Consider the following 17,190-nt stretch of genomic DNA (forward strand, 5'->3'; position numbering starts at 1 on the left):
TTAACTTCTGCGCTGACGCGCGATTTCGGCGAGTACCACCCCGGCGGCCACCGAGGCATTCAGCGATTCGGCATGCCCGGCCATCGGTATCGACACCACCTGGTCGCAGTTCTGCCGCACCAACCGGGACAGGCCCTTGCCTTCGGATCCGACGACCACCACGGTCGGGTCGGTGCCGTCCAGGTCGTCGACTACCGTGTCGCCGCCGGCGTCCAACCCGATAACCCGCACACCCCGGTCTGCCCAATTCTTCAGTGTCCTGGTGAGATTGGTGGCACGTGCCACCGGAAGCCGGGCAGCGGCGCCGGCGCTGGTACGCCAGGCCACCGCCGTCACCGAGGCCGAACGGCGCTGGGGTATGACCACGCCGTGGCCGCCGAAGGCCGCAACCGAGCGCACGATCGCTCCGAGGTTGCGGGGATCGGAGATGTTGTCCAGCGCGACCAGCAGCGCCGGCGGCGACTGCAGTGCGGTCGTGAGCAGGTCGTCGGGGTGGGCATAGTTGTACGGCGGCACCTGCAGCGCTATGCCCTGGTGTAGATGGTTGTTGGTCATCTTGTCCAGGTCGGAGCGCGGCACTTCCAGGATTGCGATGCCCAAATCGGCTGCTCGGGTGACAGATTCGGTCAGGCGTTCGTCCGCTTCGGCGCCCAGCGCGACGTACAGAGCGGTCGCGGGGACTCCGGCGCGCAGGCATTCCACTACCGGGTTGCGACCGAGCACGGTTTCGGTTTCGTCGGTTCGTTTGGCCGGCCGACGCGGCTGCGGCTGGGCAGCGCGCTTGGCAGCGGGATGATTGGGGCGCATGTGCGCCGGCGGGGTGGGACCACGGCCCTCCAGCGCCCGGCGCCGCTGGCCGCCCGAACCTACGGTCGGGGCTTTCTTGCTGCCTGACTTACGTATTGCACCTTGACGCCGCGAGTTGCCGGCCATCTACTTGTCCATCACTTTTCCGGACCGGCTTGCAGCTCCCACTGCGGCCCGTCGGCGGTGTCGGTGACCTCGATGCCGGCGTTCTTGAGCCGTTCCCGAATCTCGTCTGCCAGAGCCCAATTTCGCTCTTCGCGCGCTTGCTGCCGACTTTCCAGTTCGGCCTGGACGAGCACGTCGACCGCCGCGAGCGCGGCCGACGTCTCGTCGCGCGTTTCCCACCGTTCGTCCAGCGGGTCGCAGCCCAGGATGCCCATCATCGCACGGATCGCGCGAGCATTCTCCAACGCGCCCTCATGGTCGCCGGCATCGAGCGCCCGGTTGCCCTCGGCGCGCGCGTGGTGGATCTCGGCCAACGCGATCGGGACCGCGAGGTCGTCGTCGAGCGCCTCGGCGAATCGTGGCGTCCACTCACCGGGGACGACGCCGCCGACCCGGACCCGCACCCGATGCAGGAATTCCTCAACGCCCACATAGGCTTTCACGGCGTCCTGCAGGGCGGTCTCGGAGAATTCGAGCATCGACCGGTAGTGGGCACTGCCCAGGTAGTAGCGCAATTCCGGCGGCCGGACGCGCTGCAGCATCGCCGGGATGGACAACACATTGCCCAGCGACTTGCTCATTTTCTCCCCGCCGAGGGTGACCCAGCCGTTGTGCAGCCAGTAACGGGCGAATCCGTCGCCCGCCGCGCGGCTTTGCGCGATCTCGTTCTCGTGGTGTGGAAATACCAAATCCATTCCACCACAATGGATATCGAACTCCGCGCCCAGATAGGTGCGTGCCATGGCCGAGCATTCCAGATGCCAACCCGGGCGGCCGCGCCCCCACGGTGTCGGCCACGACGGCTCGCCGGGTTTGGCGCCCTTCCACATGGTGAAGTCGCGCTCGTCACGCTTGCCGGTGGCCACACCCTCGCCCTGATGGACGTCGTCGATCTTGTGGCCGGACAGCTGGCCGTACTCCGGATAGCTGAGCACGTCGAAGTAGACGTCACCGCCACTGGCATAGGCGTGACCGTTTTCGATCAGGCGTTCCATCAATTCGACCATCTGGGTGATATGGCCCGTGGCGCGCGGCTCCGCCGACGGCGGCAGGACATCGAGGGCGTCGTAAGCCGCGGTGAACGCGCGCTCGTAGGTGGCCGCCCACTCCCACCACGGCCGGCACGCGGCAGCGGCCTTGTTGAGGATCTTGTCGTCGATGTCGGTCACGTTGCGGATGAACGCGACGTCGTAGCCGCGCGCCATCAGCCAGCGGCGCAGGATGTCGAATGCCACGCCGCTGCGGACATGCCCGATGTGGGGCTGCCCCTGGACGGTGGCGCCACACAGATAGATGGAGACGTGCCCCTCGCGCAGCGGAACGAATTCACGCACAGCACCGGCTGCGGTGTCGTGTAGCCGCATAGGGGGGCGATCGGTCACGACGTGCCAGCTTACCTGGTACTTCAGCCCGGCCGACCGCAGCTCGCTGGGCTATCGGTGGGGGACAACGAGGGCCGTCGCAATCGCGGCCAAGCCCTCGCCCCGACCGGTCAGCCCCAGCCCGTCGGTCGTGGTCGCCGAAACCGACACCGGAGCCCGCAGCAGATCGGAGAGCAGCTGCTGCGCCTCGGCGCGGCGCGGGCCGATCTTCGGCTGGTTACCGATCACCTGCACGACAGCGTTTCCAACCCGAAAGCCTTGCCCCGCAAGCAAATCGACGACGTGACGCAGCATGTCGGCGCCGCTGATGCCTTGCCAGCGCGGATCGTCGACGCCGAACACCGCGCCGATGTCGCCCAGCCCGGCGGCCGACAACAGCGCATCGCACAACGCGTGCGCGGCCACGTCACCGTCGGAATGCCCCGCGCAGCCGTCGGCGTCGGGGAACAGCAGACCCAGCAATCGGCACGGCCGTCCGGGCTCGATCGGGTGGACGTCGGTAGCCAGGCCGACCCTGGGAAGGTCGGTCACCGGCGCACAATCGCTTGGGCCAGCAGCAGATCCAGCTGGGTGGTGATTTTGAATGCGAGCGGGTCGCCGTCGATCACCTGCACCTGGCCGCCGACATGTTCCACCAGGGATGCGTCGTCGGTAAAAACCGCGCCGGCCGCTCGCTGGTAGGCGCGCAACAACAGGTCGGTGGCGAACCCTTGCGGAGTCTGCACGGCGCGTAGCCCGGAACGTTCCGGAGTGCCCAGCACCACGCCGTTGGCGTCCACGGCCTTGATGGTGTCATGCAGCGGCAGCGCGGGCACCACCGCGCCGTGCCCGGCCCGCAACGTATCGACCACCCGCACGATCAGCTCCGGGGGCGTCAGGGCCCGCGCGGCGTCGTGAACCAGCACGAAATCCGGTTCGCCGGGCAGGGCGGATAATGCCAGACTGACCGATTCGGTGCGCCCGGCGCCGCCGGCCACAACGATGGCCTGGTTGCCCAGGACTTGCTCGGCCTGGTCGATGCGATCAGCGGGCACCGCCGCCACCACGCGGTTGACGACCCCCGATTTCAGCAAACCCGCGACGGCCCATTCCAGCAGTGTGCGCCCATCGAGTTCGCAAAATGCCTTCGGGATACCGGCGCGCAGCCGCTCGCCGGACCCCGCGGCCGGGACCACTGCGACAACTGTGCCCCCGACCACCTGAGCTCAGGGCCTTCAGGAAGCGGCGGCCAAAACCTCGTCGAGGATGGTCTCCGCTTTGGCGTCGTCGGTGCTCTCAGCGAGCGCCAACTCACCGACCAGAATCTGCCGGGCCTTGGCCAGCATGCGCTTTTCGCCCGCGGACAGGCCGCGTTCCTGGTCGCGACGCCACAAGTCGCGGACAACTTCGGCGACCTTGTTGACGTCGCCGGAAGCGAGCTTCTCGAGGTTGGCCTTGTAGCGGCGCGACCAGTTGGTGGGCTCCTCAGTGTGGGGAGCGCGCAACACCTGGAAGACCTTGTCCAGGCCTTCTTGTCCCACGACGTCGCGGACGCCGACATATTCGGCGTTCTCGGCGGGAACTCGAACGGTCAGGTCACCCTGCGCAACTTTCAAGACGAGATACTCTTTTTGCTCCCCTTTGATGGTGCGGGTTTCGATCGCCTCGACTAACGCAGCACCGTGGTGTGGATAAACAACGGTGTCGCCGACCTTGAAGATCATCAGATTCGAGCCCCTTTCGTTACCTCAGTCTAACACGGCGGTCCAACACACGCGTAGCAACAGTGCAGGTCAGGGGCACAACGCGCGTTGAATAGGGGTTGACAGACGGACGAAGACGTGCAATGGAACACACTAGCAATGCCTGGTCCCGCCCACGGCAGTGCCCCCGCCACCGGCGCTGCGGCGCTGGTCTTGGCACCTGCGCTACCGCTCAAACGGCGTTCCTACTACTGTGCATAGTTGCACGGCGACGCGGGCGTCATCGTGCCACGACTTGCTCTGACCAGCCGGACCGAGCCCAGGAGGCATCGAGTGAATCGCTTCAAGACCAGCCTCGCGGCCGGCCTTCGCGCCCGAGTCGTTCTAGTCGGCCTGGCCGCCCTGGTCGCCGCCGTGCTCACCGGCTGCGGGGCCGGCCAGATCTCGCAGATGGCCACGCAGGAGCCCGCCGTCAACGGCAACAAGGTCACCTTCAACAACGTGGCGCTGCGCGACATCCGCATCCAGGCCGTGCAGACCGGTGACTACCTGCGTCCGGGCAAAAACGTGGACCTGGTGCTGGTGGCCGTGAATCAGTCCCCGGATGTCGAGGACCGGCTGCTGGGGATCACCAGCGATATCGGCACCGTGACGGTCACCGGTGACGCTCGCCTGCCCGCCAGCGGCATGCTGTTCATCGGTACGCCGGAAGGCCAGAAGGTGGCCCCGGGCCCGCTCAACCCCAATAGCGCGGCCAAGGCGTCGGTCAATCTGGCCAAGCCGATCACGAACGGCCTCGCCTACACCTTCACCTTCACCTTCGAGAAGGCCGGCCAAGCCAGCGTGCAGGTGCCGATTTCGGCCGGAATGGCTTCGTCGGAGGTCTAGACGGCCGTGTCACAGCGGGTCTTGTCGGTCCCGCCGGATACCGTCATGACGTGGCTAATGCGCGCTCGCAATACCGTTGCTCGGAGTGCGGACATGTCACCGCCAAATGGGTGGGCCGCTGCGGCGATTGCGGCACCTGGGGCACCGTCGACGAGGTGGCCGTGCTCAGAACGGTGGGCGGCCGTCGGCCGGTGAATGCGGCGTCGCTCGCCGTGCCGATCAGTTCCATCGAACCCACCGCCAGCCAGCACCGCGCGACGGGCATCGACGAGCTGGACCGCGTGCTCGGCGGCGGCGTGGTGCCCGGGTCGGTGACGCTGCTGGCCGGTGATCCGGGCGTCGGCAAGTCGACGCTGCTGCTCAAGGTCGCCCATCTGTGGGCGCAGTCCGGGCGGCGCGCGCTGTACATCTCCGGCGAGGAGTCCGCGGGCCAGATCAGGCTGCGCGCCGACCGCATCGACTGCGGCAGCGACGAGCTGTACCTGGCCGCCGAATCCGACGTGCACACGGTGCTCGAGCACATCGCCACGGTCAAACCCGCGCTGGTGATCGTCGACTCCGTGCAAACCATGTCCACCACCGAGTCCGACGGGGTCGCCGGCGGGGTCACCCAGGTGCGCGCGGTGACGGCCGCGCTGACCGCCGCCGCCAAGGCCAACGGCGTGGCACTGATCCTGGTCGGCCACGTCACCAAGGACGGCGCGATCGCCGGACCACGCTCGCTGGAACACCTGGTCGACGTCGTGCTGCATTTCGAGGGCGACCGCAACGGCTCGCTGCGAATGGTCCGCGGCATCAAGAACCGCTTCGGTGGCGCCGACGAGGTCGGGTGTTTCCTGTTGCACGACAACGGAATTGAGGGCGTGGCCGACCCGTCCAACCTGTTTTTGGATCAGCGGCCCGCCCCGGTGCCCGGTACCGCGATCACGGTCGCTTTGGACGGCAAACGCCCGCTGATCGGCGAAGTCCAGGCACTGCTGGCCACGCCGAACGCCGGTTCGCCGCGCCGCGCGGTCAGCGGGATCGATCACTCCCGCGCCGCGATGATCACCGCCGTGCTGGAAAAGCACGCCGGGCTGCCGCTCGCCGCCAACGACATCTACCTGTCCACGGTGGGCGGCATGCGGCTGACCGACCCGTCCTCGGACCTTGCCGTCGCGATCGCGCTGGCGTCGGCCCTTGCCGATCTGCCGCTGCCCACCACCGCGGTGATGATCGGCGAGGTCGGACTGGCGGGCGATCTGCGCCGGGTGAGCGGGATGGATCGGCGGCTGGCCGAAGCCGCCCGGCAGGGGTTCAGCATCGCGCTGATTCCGCCGGGCTGCGAGGCCGTTCCGCGGGGCATGCGCGCCCTGAGCGCACCCAACATCGGCGCGGCGCTGGGGCACATGATCGACATCGCCGACCACCGCAGCAGCGGGCCCGTACGGCTCGAACGGCTACACATTGTCCCGCCACCGGCAATGGCGTAGCAGAATGACAGGCTGTGACGCGTCCCACGCTGCGTGAAACAGTCGCCCGCCTGGCACCGGGCACCGGGCTCCGCGACGGCCTGGAGCGCATTCTGCGCGGCCGTACCGGCGCGCTGATCGTGCTGGGCAACGACGAGAACGTCGAGGCGATCTGCGACGGCGGCTTCGCCCTGGATGTCCGATACGCCCCGACCCGGCTACGCGAATTGGCCAAAATGGACGGCGCCGTCGTGCTGTCAACCGACGCCAGCCGCATCGTGCGGGCCAACGTGCAGTTGGTTCCCGATCCGTCGATACCCACCGATGAGTCGGGCACCCGGCACCGCTCGGCGGAACGGGCCGCGATCCAGACCGGGCACCCGGTGATCTCGGTCAGCCACTCGATGAACATCGTCACCGTCTACGTCGGCGGGGAGCGCCACGTGCTCGCCGATTCCGCGACAATCCTGTCGCGGGCCAACCAGGCCATCGCCACCCTGGAGCGCTACAAGACCCGCCTCGACGAGGTCAGCAGGTTGCTGTCCCGCGCCGAGATCGAAGACTTCGTCACGCTGCGCGATGTGATGACCGTGGTGCAGCGACTCGAGCTGGTCCGCCGAATCGGGCTGGTGATCGACTACGACGTCGTCGAATTGGGCACCGACGGGCGTCAGCTGCGGTTGCAGCTCGAGGAGCTGCTGGGCGGCAACGACACCGACCGAGAGTTGATCGTGCGCGACTACCACGCCAGCCCCGAGCCGCTCTCGGATGCACAGATGATCGCGACGCTGGATGAGCTGGACGCCTTGTCGGACACGGAGTTACTCGAAATCACTTCGCTGGCAAAGGTTTTCGGATATCCGACGACGGCCGAGGCGCAAGATTCGGCGCTGAGCCCGCGCGGCTACCGTGCGATGGCCGGCATCCCACGGCTGCAGTTCGCGCATGTGGATCTGTTGGTCCGCAGCTTCGGGACGCTGCAGGGTCTGCTGGCCGCCAGCTCCAACGACTTGCAATCGGTCGACGGCATCGGCTCGATGTGGGCCCGCCATGTCCGGGAAGGGCTCTCGCAGTTGGCGGAGTCGACGATCGCCGACCCGCTCAACTAACTAGCCCGCGGGCGAGGGACCGGGAGCAGCCCCGGGCGGAGCCTCCGGCTGCGGCACCGCCGGCTGACCCGGCACCGGCCCCGGCGGGGGCGGCGGCTGGTTCAAAATGAACGGAACCGCGAGCGAGCGCAGATTGCCCAGCTGGACGACGAGGTTGTAGGTGCCGGGCCCGATCGCCGGCCGCGGCAGCGGGCAGTGCGGCGAGGACCCCATCCCGGTCCAGGTCACCGCCGTCGTCACCTGTTCGCCCGGCGTGAAGGTCTTGACCAGGGTCTCGTTGGACGGCGCGCAGTCCAGGTTGGACCACAGCCGCTTGTTGTCCAGCGAGTAGACGTAGGCGGCCAGCACGGCGGCGCCGACATCGCGCTTGCAGGCCACCAACCCGATGTTGGTGACGACCATCGTGAACTTCGGCTGGTCACCGATGAAATACTGGGGAGCGTTGGTCAGCCCCTTGACGGCCAGCGTCGAGTCGGGGCAGTCGTCGCCCTCCTTGAGCACCGGGGGCGGCTGCACGGCCGCGGTCGGGGTGGGGGCCTCGGGGTTAGTTCCCTGCGGCACCGGGGTGACGCCTTCCTGCCCCGGTGGGGGCGGCGCTTGCGGCGGAGGCGCCGCCGGGGTGCTTTGACCCGGGCCGGCCTTGTTGACGCTGGCGGGTTTGGCGCCGGCGGTGTTGCCCATAAACGCAATGACAGCAGCGACAATGATGCCGATCACGACGACCACGATCCCCAGGGCCAGCCCCCTGCGCCGCCAATAGATCTCCGTGGGTAGCGGGCCACGCGGTTCCAGATCCAGCACGGTCACACCATAAGTCCAGGTCACGCCGATTTGCCCGATCCGACTCGGCGTGTCGCGATGTTAGCTGGCCGATGGAGTGCTATTCGCCACTATTCGCCGATGTCTCCGATGTGGTCGACCAACACCGCCCGGCCGTCGGCCAGGTGATAGGTGACCCCGGCCAGCCCCAGCGTGCCCGCCGACACGCGCTCCGAGATAGCCGAAGAACGCGACACCAGCTGTGCCAACGTTTCTTGTACGTGGCGGTCCTCGAACTCGTCGACGCGGGTCAGGCCGTCACGCCTACCCAGCAGGATCGACGACGAGACCCGTTCGACCAGGTCCCGTACGAAGCCGGAGGGTATTGCACCGTCGTCGATGGCGCCCACCGCGGCCGTGACGGCACCACAGTTGTTATGGCCGAGGACGACGATCAACGGGACGTCGAGGACCACGACCGCGTATTCGATCGAGCCCAGCACCGCCGTATCGATGGCCTGCCCCGCGGTGCGAACCACGAACACGTCACCCAGGCCCTGATCGAAGATCAGCTCGGCGGCCACTCGGCTGTCCGAACAGCCGAAGATGACCGCGGTCGGCTTCTGGCCGGCGGCCAGACTGGCCCGATGGTCGACACTCTGGCTCGGGTGCGCAGGCTGGCCGGCGACGAAGCGCTCGTTACCCTCTTTGAGTGCTTTCCAGGCGGATACCGGATTGGAGTTGGGCATGGCACTCATCATGCCGCAGCCGCCGATGATTGGCAGTCCACACATATCAGATACCAATCTTCTTGATTGGTACGCGCGCTCGCGTCGCGATCTGCCCTGGCGGGAACCGGGTGTGGACGCGTGGCAGATCCTGGTCAGCGAGTTCATGCTGCAGCAGACTCCGGTGGCCCGGGTGCTGCCGATCTGGACCGAATGGGTGCGGCGCTGGCCCACGCCGTCGGCGACCGCGGCGGCCAGCGCGGCCGACGTGCTGCGGGCGTGGGGCAAGCTGGGCTACCCCAGACGCGCGAAGCGTCTGCACGAGTGCGCGATCGTGATTGCGCGCGACCACGGCGACGTCGTACCCGACGACGTCGAAACCCTGTTGGAATTACCGGGAATCGGCACCTACACCGCGCGGGCGGTGGCGTGCTTCGCCTACCGCAAGGCAGTGCCGGTGGTGGACACCAACGTGCGACGGGTGGTGGCCCGCGCCGTGCACGGCCTGGCCGATGCCGGCACGCCGTCGGCGTCGCGCGATCTTGCCGATGTCTCGGCACTGCTGCCGAATGACGATACGGCGCCTGAATTTTCGGCGGCGCTGATGGAATTGGGTGCCACGGTGTGCATCGCGCGGACGCCCCGCTGTGGGTTGTGCCCGGTCGATCACTGCGCGTGGCGGCAGGCCGGCTTTCCCCCGGCGGACGGGCCGGCCCGCCGTGTTCAGACGTACGCGGGAACTGACCGGCAGGTCCGTGGCCGCCTACTCGATGTGTTGCGCGCCAAAGATTCTCCGGTGACCCGGGCAGAGCTGGATGTGGCATGGCTGAGCGATACCGCGCAGCGGGACCGGGCGTTGTACTCGCTGCTTGCCGACGGCCTGGTGACGCAGACCGGTGACGGCCGGTTCGGGTTAGCCGGCGAGGAATAGCTCGACCGCTTGCCGGTAGACCTGCGGCGCTTCGTCGTGGATCAGGTGACCAGCCTCGGGTACCATCAGATAGGTCGCAGCAGAGTGCTTTTCGGACATGACGCGCATCTGGCCCGGCGGGGCGACGGAGTTGCCGGCCTCGAGCAGCAACGCCGGGGCCCGGACGGTCAGCCACTGCTCCCAGTAGTCCCGGGTGCCCCATTCCGCGGCGATCTCGATCCATCGCGAGGTGTGGCCGTGTAGCCGCCAACCGGTGTCGGTGCGGTCGAAGGCATCCAGGAAATACTGGCCGGCGACCGGTCCGAATTCGTTGAAAACCTGTTGCTCAGTGCTGAATTCGACGGGCAGCGCATGCAACCACGGCTCCCAGGGACCGGTGGTGCGCCCGCGGAAGTCCGGCGCCATGTCCTCGAGCACCAACGCCGACACCAATTCCGGGCGCTGCGCGGCCAGGCACCACGAGTGCAGGGCCCCCATCGAATGCCCCAACAGCCGGACCGGCGCGTCCAATGTGGTTACAGCGTCGGCGAGATCGGCCACGAAGCGTTCGGTGCTGATCGGGTACGGGTCCTCGACGTCGCGGCCGCGATGCCACGGCGCATCGTAGGTGTAGACGGTGCCCAGCCGGGTCAGCCACGGCAGCTGCCGCGACCAGGTGCTGCCGCGACCCATCAGGCCGTGCACCAATATCAGCGGCTCGCCGTGCCCGCCCCGACAGGTCAGCAGATCGGTGGGCATTCCACCATCTTGCGTGCCCCGCCCAACAGCAGCACAAGCCAGGGGGCGGGGTAACCTAGCGAACATGCCGCCAGTGGTGAAGATCAACGCAATTGAAGTACCTGCCGACGCTGGCCCCGAGCTGGAAAAGCGGTTCGCCCACCGCGCGCACGCGGTGGACAATCAGCCCGGCTTCCTCGGCTTTCAGCTGCTGCGCCCGGTGAAGGGCGAGAACCGCTACTTCGTCGTGACACACTGGGAGTCCGATGAAGCATTCCAGGCCTGGGCCAGCGGGCCCGCCGTCGAAGCCCATGCCGGCCAGCGTGCCAACCCGGTGGCGACCGGTGCGTCGCTGCTGGAATTCGAGGTTGTCATGGACGTTACGGGGAGCAAGCCAGCTGAATAGGCGACACCCCGCGCGGCGGCGCGCGCTGGCCGTGACCGCGGCCGCTGCGTTGGTCGCGACCCTGGCGCCGGGTTGCTCGACGTCGCCGTCACCGCAGGCGAATGCGGCCGACCCCGGACGGGCGATCGACACCCGCACACCTCCGGGGCTGCGGGCCCAGCAGACCGTGGACATGCTCAACTCCGACTGGCCGATCGGCCCGGTCGGAGTGCGCACCCTTGCGGCCCCCGACGAGGTGGACTCGGTCGAAAAGACCATGGAAGAGCTCTGGTGGGATCGCCCCTTCACCCTGGACGGGGTCGACATCAGCGCCAGTGTCGCCACATTGCACCTCACCTCGTCCTACGGCGCCCGGCAAGACATCCGGATCCACACCGACGACATCGGCCGCGTCGATCGATTCGAGCTCGACACGCTGACGCCGACGATCACGTCGTGGCACGACATCGACGCGACGCTGAGCAGGACGGGGGCGCGCTACTCCTACCAGATCGCGAAGGTCGACGGGGCCCCTCAGGCCCACTGCGATCCCGTGATGGGCACCAATACCAGCGAATCTCTGCCGCTGGCATCGATTTTCAAGCTCTACGTACTGCACGCCCTGGCGGGCGCGGTGAAGAATCACACGGTGTCCTGGGACGATCAGCTGACCGTCACCGAAAAGAGCAAGGCGGTGGGCTCCTCGGGTTTGGGACTTGCTCCCGGCGACCATGTTTCGGTGCGCACCGCGGCCGCGAAGATGATCGCCAACAGCGACAACATGGCCACCGACTTGCTGATCGACAGACTTGGCACGCACGCCATCGAATCCGCACTGGCCACCGCCGGCCATCACGATCCTGCCAGCATGACCCCCTTCCCCACGATGTACGAGCTGTTCTCCATCGGCTGGGGCGAACCGGATCTGCGCAGCCAGTGGCAGAACGCGACCCCGCAGGTCCGCGCCCAGCTCCTCGCGCAGGCGAATTCCGCTCCCTACCAACCTGATCCGGCCCGCGCCCACGTCCCGGCCTCGGCTTTCGGGGCGGAGTGGTACGGCAACGCCGAGGACATCTGCCGGGTCCACGCGGCCCTGCAGGCCGACGCGGTCGGCGAGGCCGCACCCGTCAAGCAAATGCTGTCGGCCGTGTCGGGTATCCAGCTGGACCGAAACGTGTGGCCATACATCGGCGCGAAAGCCGGTGGCTTGCCCGGCGATCTGACCTTCAGCTGGTATGCAGTCGACAAGACGCAGCAGCCGTGGGTGGTCAGCTTTCAGCTGAACTGGCCCCGCGATCACGGGCCGAAGGTGACCGGCTGGATGCTGCAGGTCGCCAAGCGGGCGTTCGCACTGGTCGCTCCGCAGTAGTCACGGCAGCCGCAGTGTCCAGCGGTCGTTGCGATAATGCATCGTCGTCTGGCTGACCGGTGCAATATCGATGCGCCAGAACGACTTCGGCGGTATGTCGAGCGCGGCCAGGATCGCCGCCCGGATCACCGCCGGATGGGTGACCGCCACGATTCGCGATGGGCCCTCGATCAACGACACCAGCCACCCGGCCACCCGCCCGGTGAGGTCGACGATGGACTCGCCGCCGTGCGGCGCCGCGGCCGGATTCCTCAGCCACACCTCGAGATCGGCCGCGGGCACGGCCGCGAGTGTCTGCCCGCGCCAACGCCCGCAGTCCAGGTCGGCCAGCTGCGGCTCGGTGGTGGCAGCCAGGCCCAGCAGCTCGGCGGTTCGACGGGCCCGCCGCTCGGGGCCGGCGAGGTGAACCGAGGCCGGAATATCAAGGCCCGCAGCGGCTTCGGCCTGTCGACGACCCGCGTCGTTGAGCGGCTCGTCGGCCGGAAATCGTACGGCTGCCATGGCATCGGTCATCGCATGCGACACCAGGGTCAGCCGGACGACCTCCGTCACGCCGCGAGGCTCGATGCCCGTCCGCGCTCGGCGCGCTCGCCCAGCAACCGGCCCGCGAGCGTCGCAAAGACCAGGCCGATGGTAACCCAGAGCAACAGTTGCGTGCCGAGCGACAGCACCCTGAATTCATACAGCACATCGGCGGGAAAGCCCGGGTAGATGATCGCACCCGAGGCGTCGCGCAGCGGTTCGGGCGTCTCGTCCACCGTCGGCAGTGCCACCATCACCACCGCGACGGCCACCAGGTAAGCCCCGGCCGCGAGCAGCCGCCCGTTCCATGCGCCGAACCGCTCGGCCAACCGCCGGGCCAACCACACCGCCGCGATCGTCAGCACCACCGACGTCAGCACCATCAGCAGATACCAACCGGTGCGTGCCCCGATCGTGTCGGATTGGCCGACGGCGGGCGGATTCGGCGGGTATTTCACGAACGGGACCAGGTACACCGCGACGAACGACGCGGCCGCCAGCAGCAACGAAAGCTGTTGTGGCGCAGGGCTTTTAGCCCGGCCTGTGGTGCGGGCATAGACGACGCAGAACAGCACCGCGAACAGCGCGCCCATCGCGGTACCGAAAATCAGTACACCGAAGCCCAGTCCGATGTTGGACTGCACACCGCGGGTAAACAGCTCGGCGCCATGCTCGTGCACGCCGTGGGCATTCTCGGCGTCGGTTCGGCCGTCTTCAAATTCGATCGCGCGGGCAATGACGGGTTCGGCACAAAGGCGGGCGAATACGAATGCCAGCACGGCGCCGACCGCGCCCGCCAGCAGCCCGCGCCCGATCAGACGCTTCTCCACGCCGGATCAGTGGCAGGGGAAGCCGAGCAGGTGGCGTGCATCGTGCACGAATTCGTGCACGTGCGTGTCGCTGCCGAACAGCGACGTCGCGCCCTGATCGACGCCGACGAAGTAAATCGCCAACAGTGCCAGGAAGGCGGTTGCTGCTAACCATAGCGCGGCACTTGTCGCCGACAGATCAATCGAGCGGGTGCCGGTCGTCTCGGTACTGGACACTGCTGACTCCTTCTGGGAATGACGCGTCCCACCTTGGTGACGGGTTGCGGGTCTGACTTTCTACAGTGGCGCGACCGTTCTGGAATTTCACCAGGATTCCGTTGCCCGTCGATAACAACCGTCAGTCTAAACGGACCGCTCAGCGGAAGTAATCACTATTGCGTCGGCGGGCCACCGTAGCCGAGCTGGCTGGCCGTGTACTTGGCACCATCGGTGACCGGCACCGCCTCCACGGCCGTGCCGTAGGCGCAGATCTCGGTCCAGACATCGCCGATTTCGGTGGTGTCGAATCGCATCGCGATGATCGCGTTGCCGCCACGGTTGCGCGCCTCGGAGATCAGCCGGCCCATCGCCTCGTTGCGGCTCTCGGCCAGGTTCTTCGTCATCCCGGCCAGCTCCCCGCCGAACATGGCCTTGAAGCCCGCACCCATCTGGGAGAACGCGTTTCGCGACCGAACCGTCAGCCCGAACACTTCGCCGCAGACGCGCCGAATTTCCCAGCCCGGAAGGTCGTTGGTGGTGACGATCAGCACAGGTGAGCCCCTTTAGCCCTCAGCACAGCAAAACGGGTGGTTAGTCCGGTCAGAGACTAACCACCCGTTTGCTGTAGTGCTACTGGTTCTCGGGAGCGGCGTGCGCCCCGGCTTTCTGCAGCTCGGGCTCGGCCGGCGGCTTGCGAGTACCGGTGAACGTGAACACCGCGTCCTCGGCGGAACCTTCGCCGTCCCAGTTGTCCACGTCGACGGTGACGACCTGCCCCGGTCCGACCTCGTCGAAGAGAATCTTCTCCGACAGCTGGTCCTCGATCTCGCGCTGGATGGTGCGCCGCAACGGGCGAGCACCCAGCACCGGGTCGAAGCCGCGCTTGGCCAGCAACGACTTTGCCTTGTCGGTCAGATCCAGAGCCATGTCCTTGCTCTTGAGCTGGGTGGCGACCCGGCCGATCATCAGGTCGACCATCTGGATGATCTCGTCGCGAGTCAGCTGGTGGAAGACGATGATGTCGTCGATGCGGTTCAGGAACTCCGGGCGGAAGTGCTTCTTCAGCTCGTCGTTGACCTTCTGCTTCATCCGCTCGTAGTCGTTCTCCCCGCCGCCCTGGGTGAAGCCCAGGCCGACCGGCTTGGAGATGTCCGAGGTACCGAGGTTCGAGGTGAAGATCAGCACGGTGTTCTTGAAATCGACCGTGCGGCCCTGCCCATCGGTGAGGCGGCCATCCTCGAGGACCTGCAACAGGCTGTTGTAGATCTCCTGGTGTGCCTTCTCGATCTCGTCGAACAGCACCACGGAAAACGGCTTGCGGCGCACCTTTTCGGTGAGCTGGCCGCCCTCCTCGTAACCGACGTATCCCGGCGGGGCGCCGAACAGCCGCGACGCGGTGAACCGGTCGTGGAACTCGCCCATGTCGATCTGAATCAGCGCGTCGTCGTCGCCGAACAGGAAGTTGGCCAGCGCCTTGGACAGCTCGGTCTTACCGACCCCGGACGGGCCGGCGAAGATGAACGAGCCGGACGGACGCTTCGGGTCCTTCAACCCGGCGCGGGTGCGGCGGATCGCCTTGGAGACGGCCTTGACCGCATCCACCTGGCCGATGATTCGCTTGTGCAGCTCTTCTTCCATGCGCAGCAGCCGCGTGGTCTCCGCCTCGGTGAGCTTGAACACCGGGATGCCGGTCCAGTTACCCAGCACCTCGGCGATCTGCTCGTCATCGACCTCGGCGACCACATCGAGATCGCCTGAACGCCATTGCTTTTCACGCTCGGTACGCTGAGCGACCAGTTGCTTCTCCCGGTCACGCAGGCTGGCGGCCTTCTCGAAGTCCTGGGCGTCGATCGCCGATTCCTTCTCCCGGCGAGCCTCGGCGATCTTCTCGTCGAACTCGCGCAGGTCTGGCGGTGCGGTCATGCGGCGGATGCGCATCCGGGCCCCCGCCTCGTCGATCAGGTCGATCGCCTTGTCCGGCAGGAACCGGTCGTTGATGTAGCGGTCGGCCAGGGTGGCGGCGGCGACCATGGCGGAATCGGTGATCGAAACGCGGTGGTGCGCCTCGTACCGGTCGCGCAGGCCCTTGAGGATCTCGATGGTGTGCTCCACCGTCGGCTCCCCCACCTGCACCGGCTGGAAGCGGCGCTCCAGGGCGGCGTCCTTCTCGATGTACTTGCGGTACTCGTCGAGCGTGGTGGCGCCGATCGTCTGCAGCTCACCGCGGGCCAGCTTCGGCTTCAGGATCGACGCGGCGTCGATGGCGCCCTCGGCGGCGCCGGCACCCACCAGGGTGTGCAGCTCGTCGATGAACAGGATGATGTCGCCGCGGGTGTTGATCTCCTTGAGCACCTTCTTCAGGCGTTCCTCGAAGTCACCGCGGTAACGGCTGCCCGCGACCAGCGATCCCAGGTCGAGGGTGTAGAGCTGCTTGTCCTTCAGCGTCTCGGGCACCTCGCCGTGCACGATGGCCTGCGCCAGGCCCTCGACCACGGCGGTCTTGCCGACGCCGGGCTCGCCGATCAGCACCGGGTTGTTCTTGGTGCGCCGGCTCAACACCTGCATCACCCGCTCGATTTCCTTCTCGCGACCGATGACGGGGTCCAGCTTGCCTTCCATCGCGGCGGCCGTCAGGTTGCGACCGAACTGGTCGAGCACCAACGACGTGGACGGGCTGCCCGACTCGCCGCCGCGGCCACCGGTACCGGCCTCTGCGGCCTCCTTGCCCTGGTAGCCGCTGAGCAGCTGAATCACCTGCTGGCGCACCCGGGTCAGCTCGGCACCCAGCTTGACCAATACCTGCGCGGCCACGCCCTCACCCTCACGGATCAGACCCAGCAAAATGTGCTCGGTGCCGATGTAGTTGTGGCCGAGTTGCAGCGCCTCGCGCAAGCTCAGCTCGAGAACCTTCTTGGCACGCGGGGTGAACGGGATGTGCCCGGACGGGGCCTGCTGCCCCTGGCCGATGATCTCCTCGACCTGGCTGCGGACGCCCTCGAGCGAGATCCCAAGCGACTCCAGCGACTTCGCCGCGACGCCTTCGCCTTCGTGAATCAGACCCAGCAGGATGTGCTCGGTGCCGATGTAGTTGTGGTTGAGCATCCGGGCCTCTTCTTGGGCCAGGACGACCACCCTGCGGGCACGGTCGGTAAATCTTTCGAACATCGGTGGTTACCTGCTCTCCCTCACCATCGGTACTCCCTCGTTGTCGGCGCAGGGGCCGCACGCGTACCTGGTGTCCACTGTAATGGTCGGCCCGTCAGGGTT

General features: G+C 67.2%; 19 protein-coding genes. 6 read left to right on the forward strand and 13 right to left on the reverse strand.

Annotation, left to right across the window (positions count from 1 at the left end):
• From rlmB to carD, 5 genes are read right to left on the reverse strand one after another with little or no spacing between them, the layout of a single operon-like run.
• Positions 1-933, reverse strand: a complete 933-nt coding sequence (gene rlmB, locus BN973_RS27085; RefSeq protein ID WP_036471799.1) for a 23S rRNA (guanosine(2251)-2'-O)-methyltransferase RlmB — start codon at positions 931-933, stop codon at positions 1-3.
• 11 nt (positions 934-944) lie between these two features.
• Positions 945-2,354: a cysteine--tRNA ligase gene (gene cysS / locus BN973_RS27090; RefSeq protein WP_036471800.1), complete on the reverse strand. Its 1,410-nt coding sequence runs from the start codon at positions 2,352-2,354 to the stop codon at positions 945-947.
• 51 nt (positions 2,355-2,405) lie between these two features.
• Positions 2,406-2,885: a 2-C-methyl-D-erythritol 2,4-cyclodiphosphate synthase gene (gene ispF / locus BN973_RS27095; RefSeq protein ID WP_036471802.1), complete on the reverse strand. Its 480-nt coding sequence runs from the start codon at positions 2,883-2,885 to the stop codon at positions 2,406-2,408.
• A complete protein-coding gene (gene ispD / locus BN973_RS27100) occupies positions 2,882-3,553 on the reverse strand; it encodes a 2-C-methyl-D-erythritol 4-phosphate cytidylyltransferase (protein WP_036471803.1) in 672 nt (223 codons plus the stop codon). Before ispD ends, ispF begins: the two co-directional genes overlap by 4 nt.
• A 15-nt stretch (positions 3,554-3,568) precedes the next feature.
• A complete protein-coding gene (gene carD, locus BN973_RS27105) occupies positions 3,569-4,057 on the reverse strand; it encodes an RNA polymerase-binding transcription factor CarD (RefSeq protein ID WP_003419482.1) in 489 nt (162 codons plus the stop codon).
• 312 nt (positions 4,058-4,369) lie between these two features.
• Here carD and BN973_RS27110 point away from each other — a divergent pair, with 312 nt between their 5' ends.
• From BN973_RS27110 to disA, 3 genes are read left to right on the forward strand one after another with little or no spacing between them, the layout of a single operon-like run.
• Positions 4,370-4,924, forward strand: a complete 555-nt coding sequence (locus tag BN973_RS27110; RefSeq protein WP_036471805.1) for a hypothetical protein — start codon at positions 4,370-4,372, stop codon at positions 4,922-4,924.
• A gap of 50 nt (positions 4,925-4,974) precedes the next feature.
• Positions 4,975-6,396: a DNA repair protein RadA gene (gene radA, locus BN973_RS27115; RefSeq protein WP_036471806.1), complete on the forward strand. Its 1,422-nt coding sequence runs from the start codon at positions 4,975-4,977 to the stop codon at positions 6,394-6,396.
• Between the two features lie 14 nt (positions 6,397-6,410).
• The gene (gene disA, locus BN973_RS27120) at positions 6,411-7,484 is read left to right on the forward strand and encodes a DNA integrity scanning diadenylate cyclase DisA (protein ID WP_036471807.1); all 1,074 of its coding nucleotides are present in this window, start codon (positions 6,411-6,413) and stop codon (positions 7,482-7,484) included.
• Here the strand turns inward: disA and BN973_RS27125 are convergent, their stop codons facing one another.
• Positions 7,485-8,285, reverse strand: a complete 801-nt coding sequence (locus tag BN973_RS27125) for a hypothetical protein (RefSeq protein WP_139830135.1) — start codon at positions 8,283-8,285, stop codon at positions 7,485-7,487.
• An 89-nt stretch (positions 8,286-8,374) separates the two neighbouring features.
• On the reverse strand, positions 8,375-8,992 hold the full coding sequence (locus BN973_RS27130; protein WP_036471809.1) for a carbonic anhydrase: 618 nt from the start codon (positions 8,990-8,992) through the stop codon (positions 8,375-8,377).
• Here BN973_RS27130 and BN973_RS27135 point away from each other — a divergent pair.
• Positions 8,991-9,902, forward strand: a complete 912-nt coding sequence (locus BN973_RS27135) for an HhH-GPD family protein (protein WP_036471810.1) — start codon at positions 8,991-8,993, stop codon at positions 9,900-9,902. The two genes, BN973_RS27130 and BN973_RS27135, sit on opposite strands and share 2 nt — an antisense overlap.
• Here BN973_RS27135 and BN973_RS27140 read toward each other — a convergent pair.
• Positions 9,885-10,640 (reverse strand): alpha/beta fold hydrolase, encoded by a 756-nt coding sequence (locus tag BN973_RS27140; protein WP_036471812.1) that lies wholly within the window; start codon positions 10,638-10,640, stop codon positions 9,885-9,887. The genes BN973_RS27135 and BN973_RS27140 overlap by 18 nt on opposite strands.
• A 64-nt stretch (positions 10,641-10,704) precedes the next feature.
• Between BN973_RS27140 and mhuD the strand changes: the two genes are divergently transcribed.
• Together mhuD and BN973_RS27150 are read left to right on the forward strand one after the other, a co-directional pair.
• Positions 10,705-11,025, forward strand: a complete 321-nt coding sequence (mhuD, locus tag BN973_RS27145) for a mycobilin-forming heme oxygenase MhuD (protein WP_036471813.1) — start codon at positions 10,705-10,707, stop codon at positions 11,023-11,025.
• Positions 10,988-12,373 (forward strand): serine hydrolase, encoded by a 1,386-nt coding sequence (locus tag BN973_RS27150; protein WP_051641508.1) that lies wholly within the window; start codon positions 10,988-10,990, stop codon positions 12,371-12,373. Before mhuD ends, BN973_RS27150 begins: the two co-directional genes overlap by 38 nt.
• On the opposite strand, the gene BN973_RS27155 is transcribed toward BN973_RS27150, so the two are convergent.
• The 5 genes from BN973_RS27155 to clpC1 all read right to left on the reverse strand — a co-directional run bounded on the left by BN973_RS27155 (position 12,374) and on the right by clpC1 (position 17,088).
• The gene (locus tag BN973_RS27155) at positions 12,374-12,925 is read right to left on the reverse strand and encodes a histidine phosphatase family protein (protein ID WP_036471814.1); all 552 of its coding nucleotides are present in this window, start codon (positions 12,923-12,925) and stop codon (positions 12,374-12,376) included. It lies immediately after the preceding gene.
• Positions 12,922-13,725, reverse strand: coding sequence for a CbtA family protein (locus BN973_RS27160; RefSeq protein WP_036471816.1), 804 nt, complete (start codon positions 13,723-13,725; stop codon positions 12,922-12,924). The genes BN973_RS27155 and BN973_RS27160 overlap by 4 nt, the downstream gene beginning before the upstream one ends.
• Positions 13,726-13,731: 6 nt before the next feature.
• Entirely contained in the window at positions 13,732-13,941 is a 210-nt protein-coding gene (locus tag BN973_RS27165; protein ID WP_036471818.1) for a CbtB domain-containing protein, read from the reverse strand.
• A gap of 155 nt (positions 13,942-14,096) precedes the next feature.
• Positions 14,097-14,474 carry a YbjQ family protein gene (locus tag BN973_RS27170; RefSeq protein ID WP_036471819.1) on the reverse strand — a complete coding sequence of 126 codons (378 nt, stop codon included), beginning with the start codon at positions 14,472-14,474 and terminating at the stop codon, positions 14,097-14,099.
• Between the two features lie 79 nt (positions 14,475-14,553).
• Complete coding sequence (gene clpC1 / locus BN973_RS27175) at positions 14,554-17,088, reverse strand: ATP-dependent protease ATP-binding subunit ClpC (RefSeq protein WP_036471820.1); 2,535 nt, start codon at positions 17,086-17,088, stop codon at positions 14,554-14,556.
• Positions 17,089-17,190: the final 102 nt, after the last annotated feature.

The sequence above is a fragment of the Mycobacterium triplex genome, from assembly GCF_000689255.1.
In the GTDB taxonomy this organism is placed as follows: Bacteria; Actinomycetota; Actinomycetes; order Mycobacteriales; family Mycobacteriaceae; genus Mycobacterium; species Mycobacterium triplex.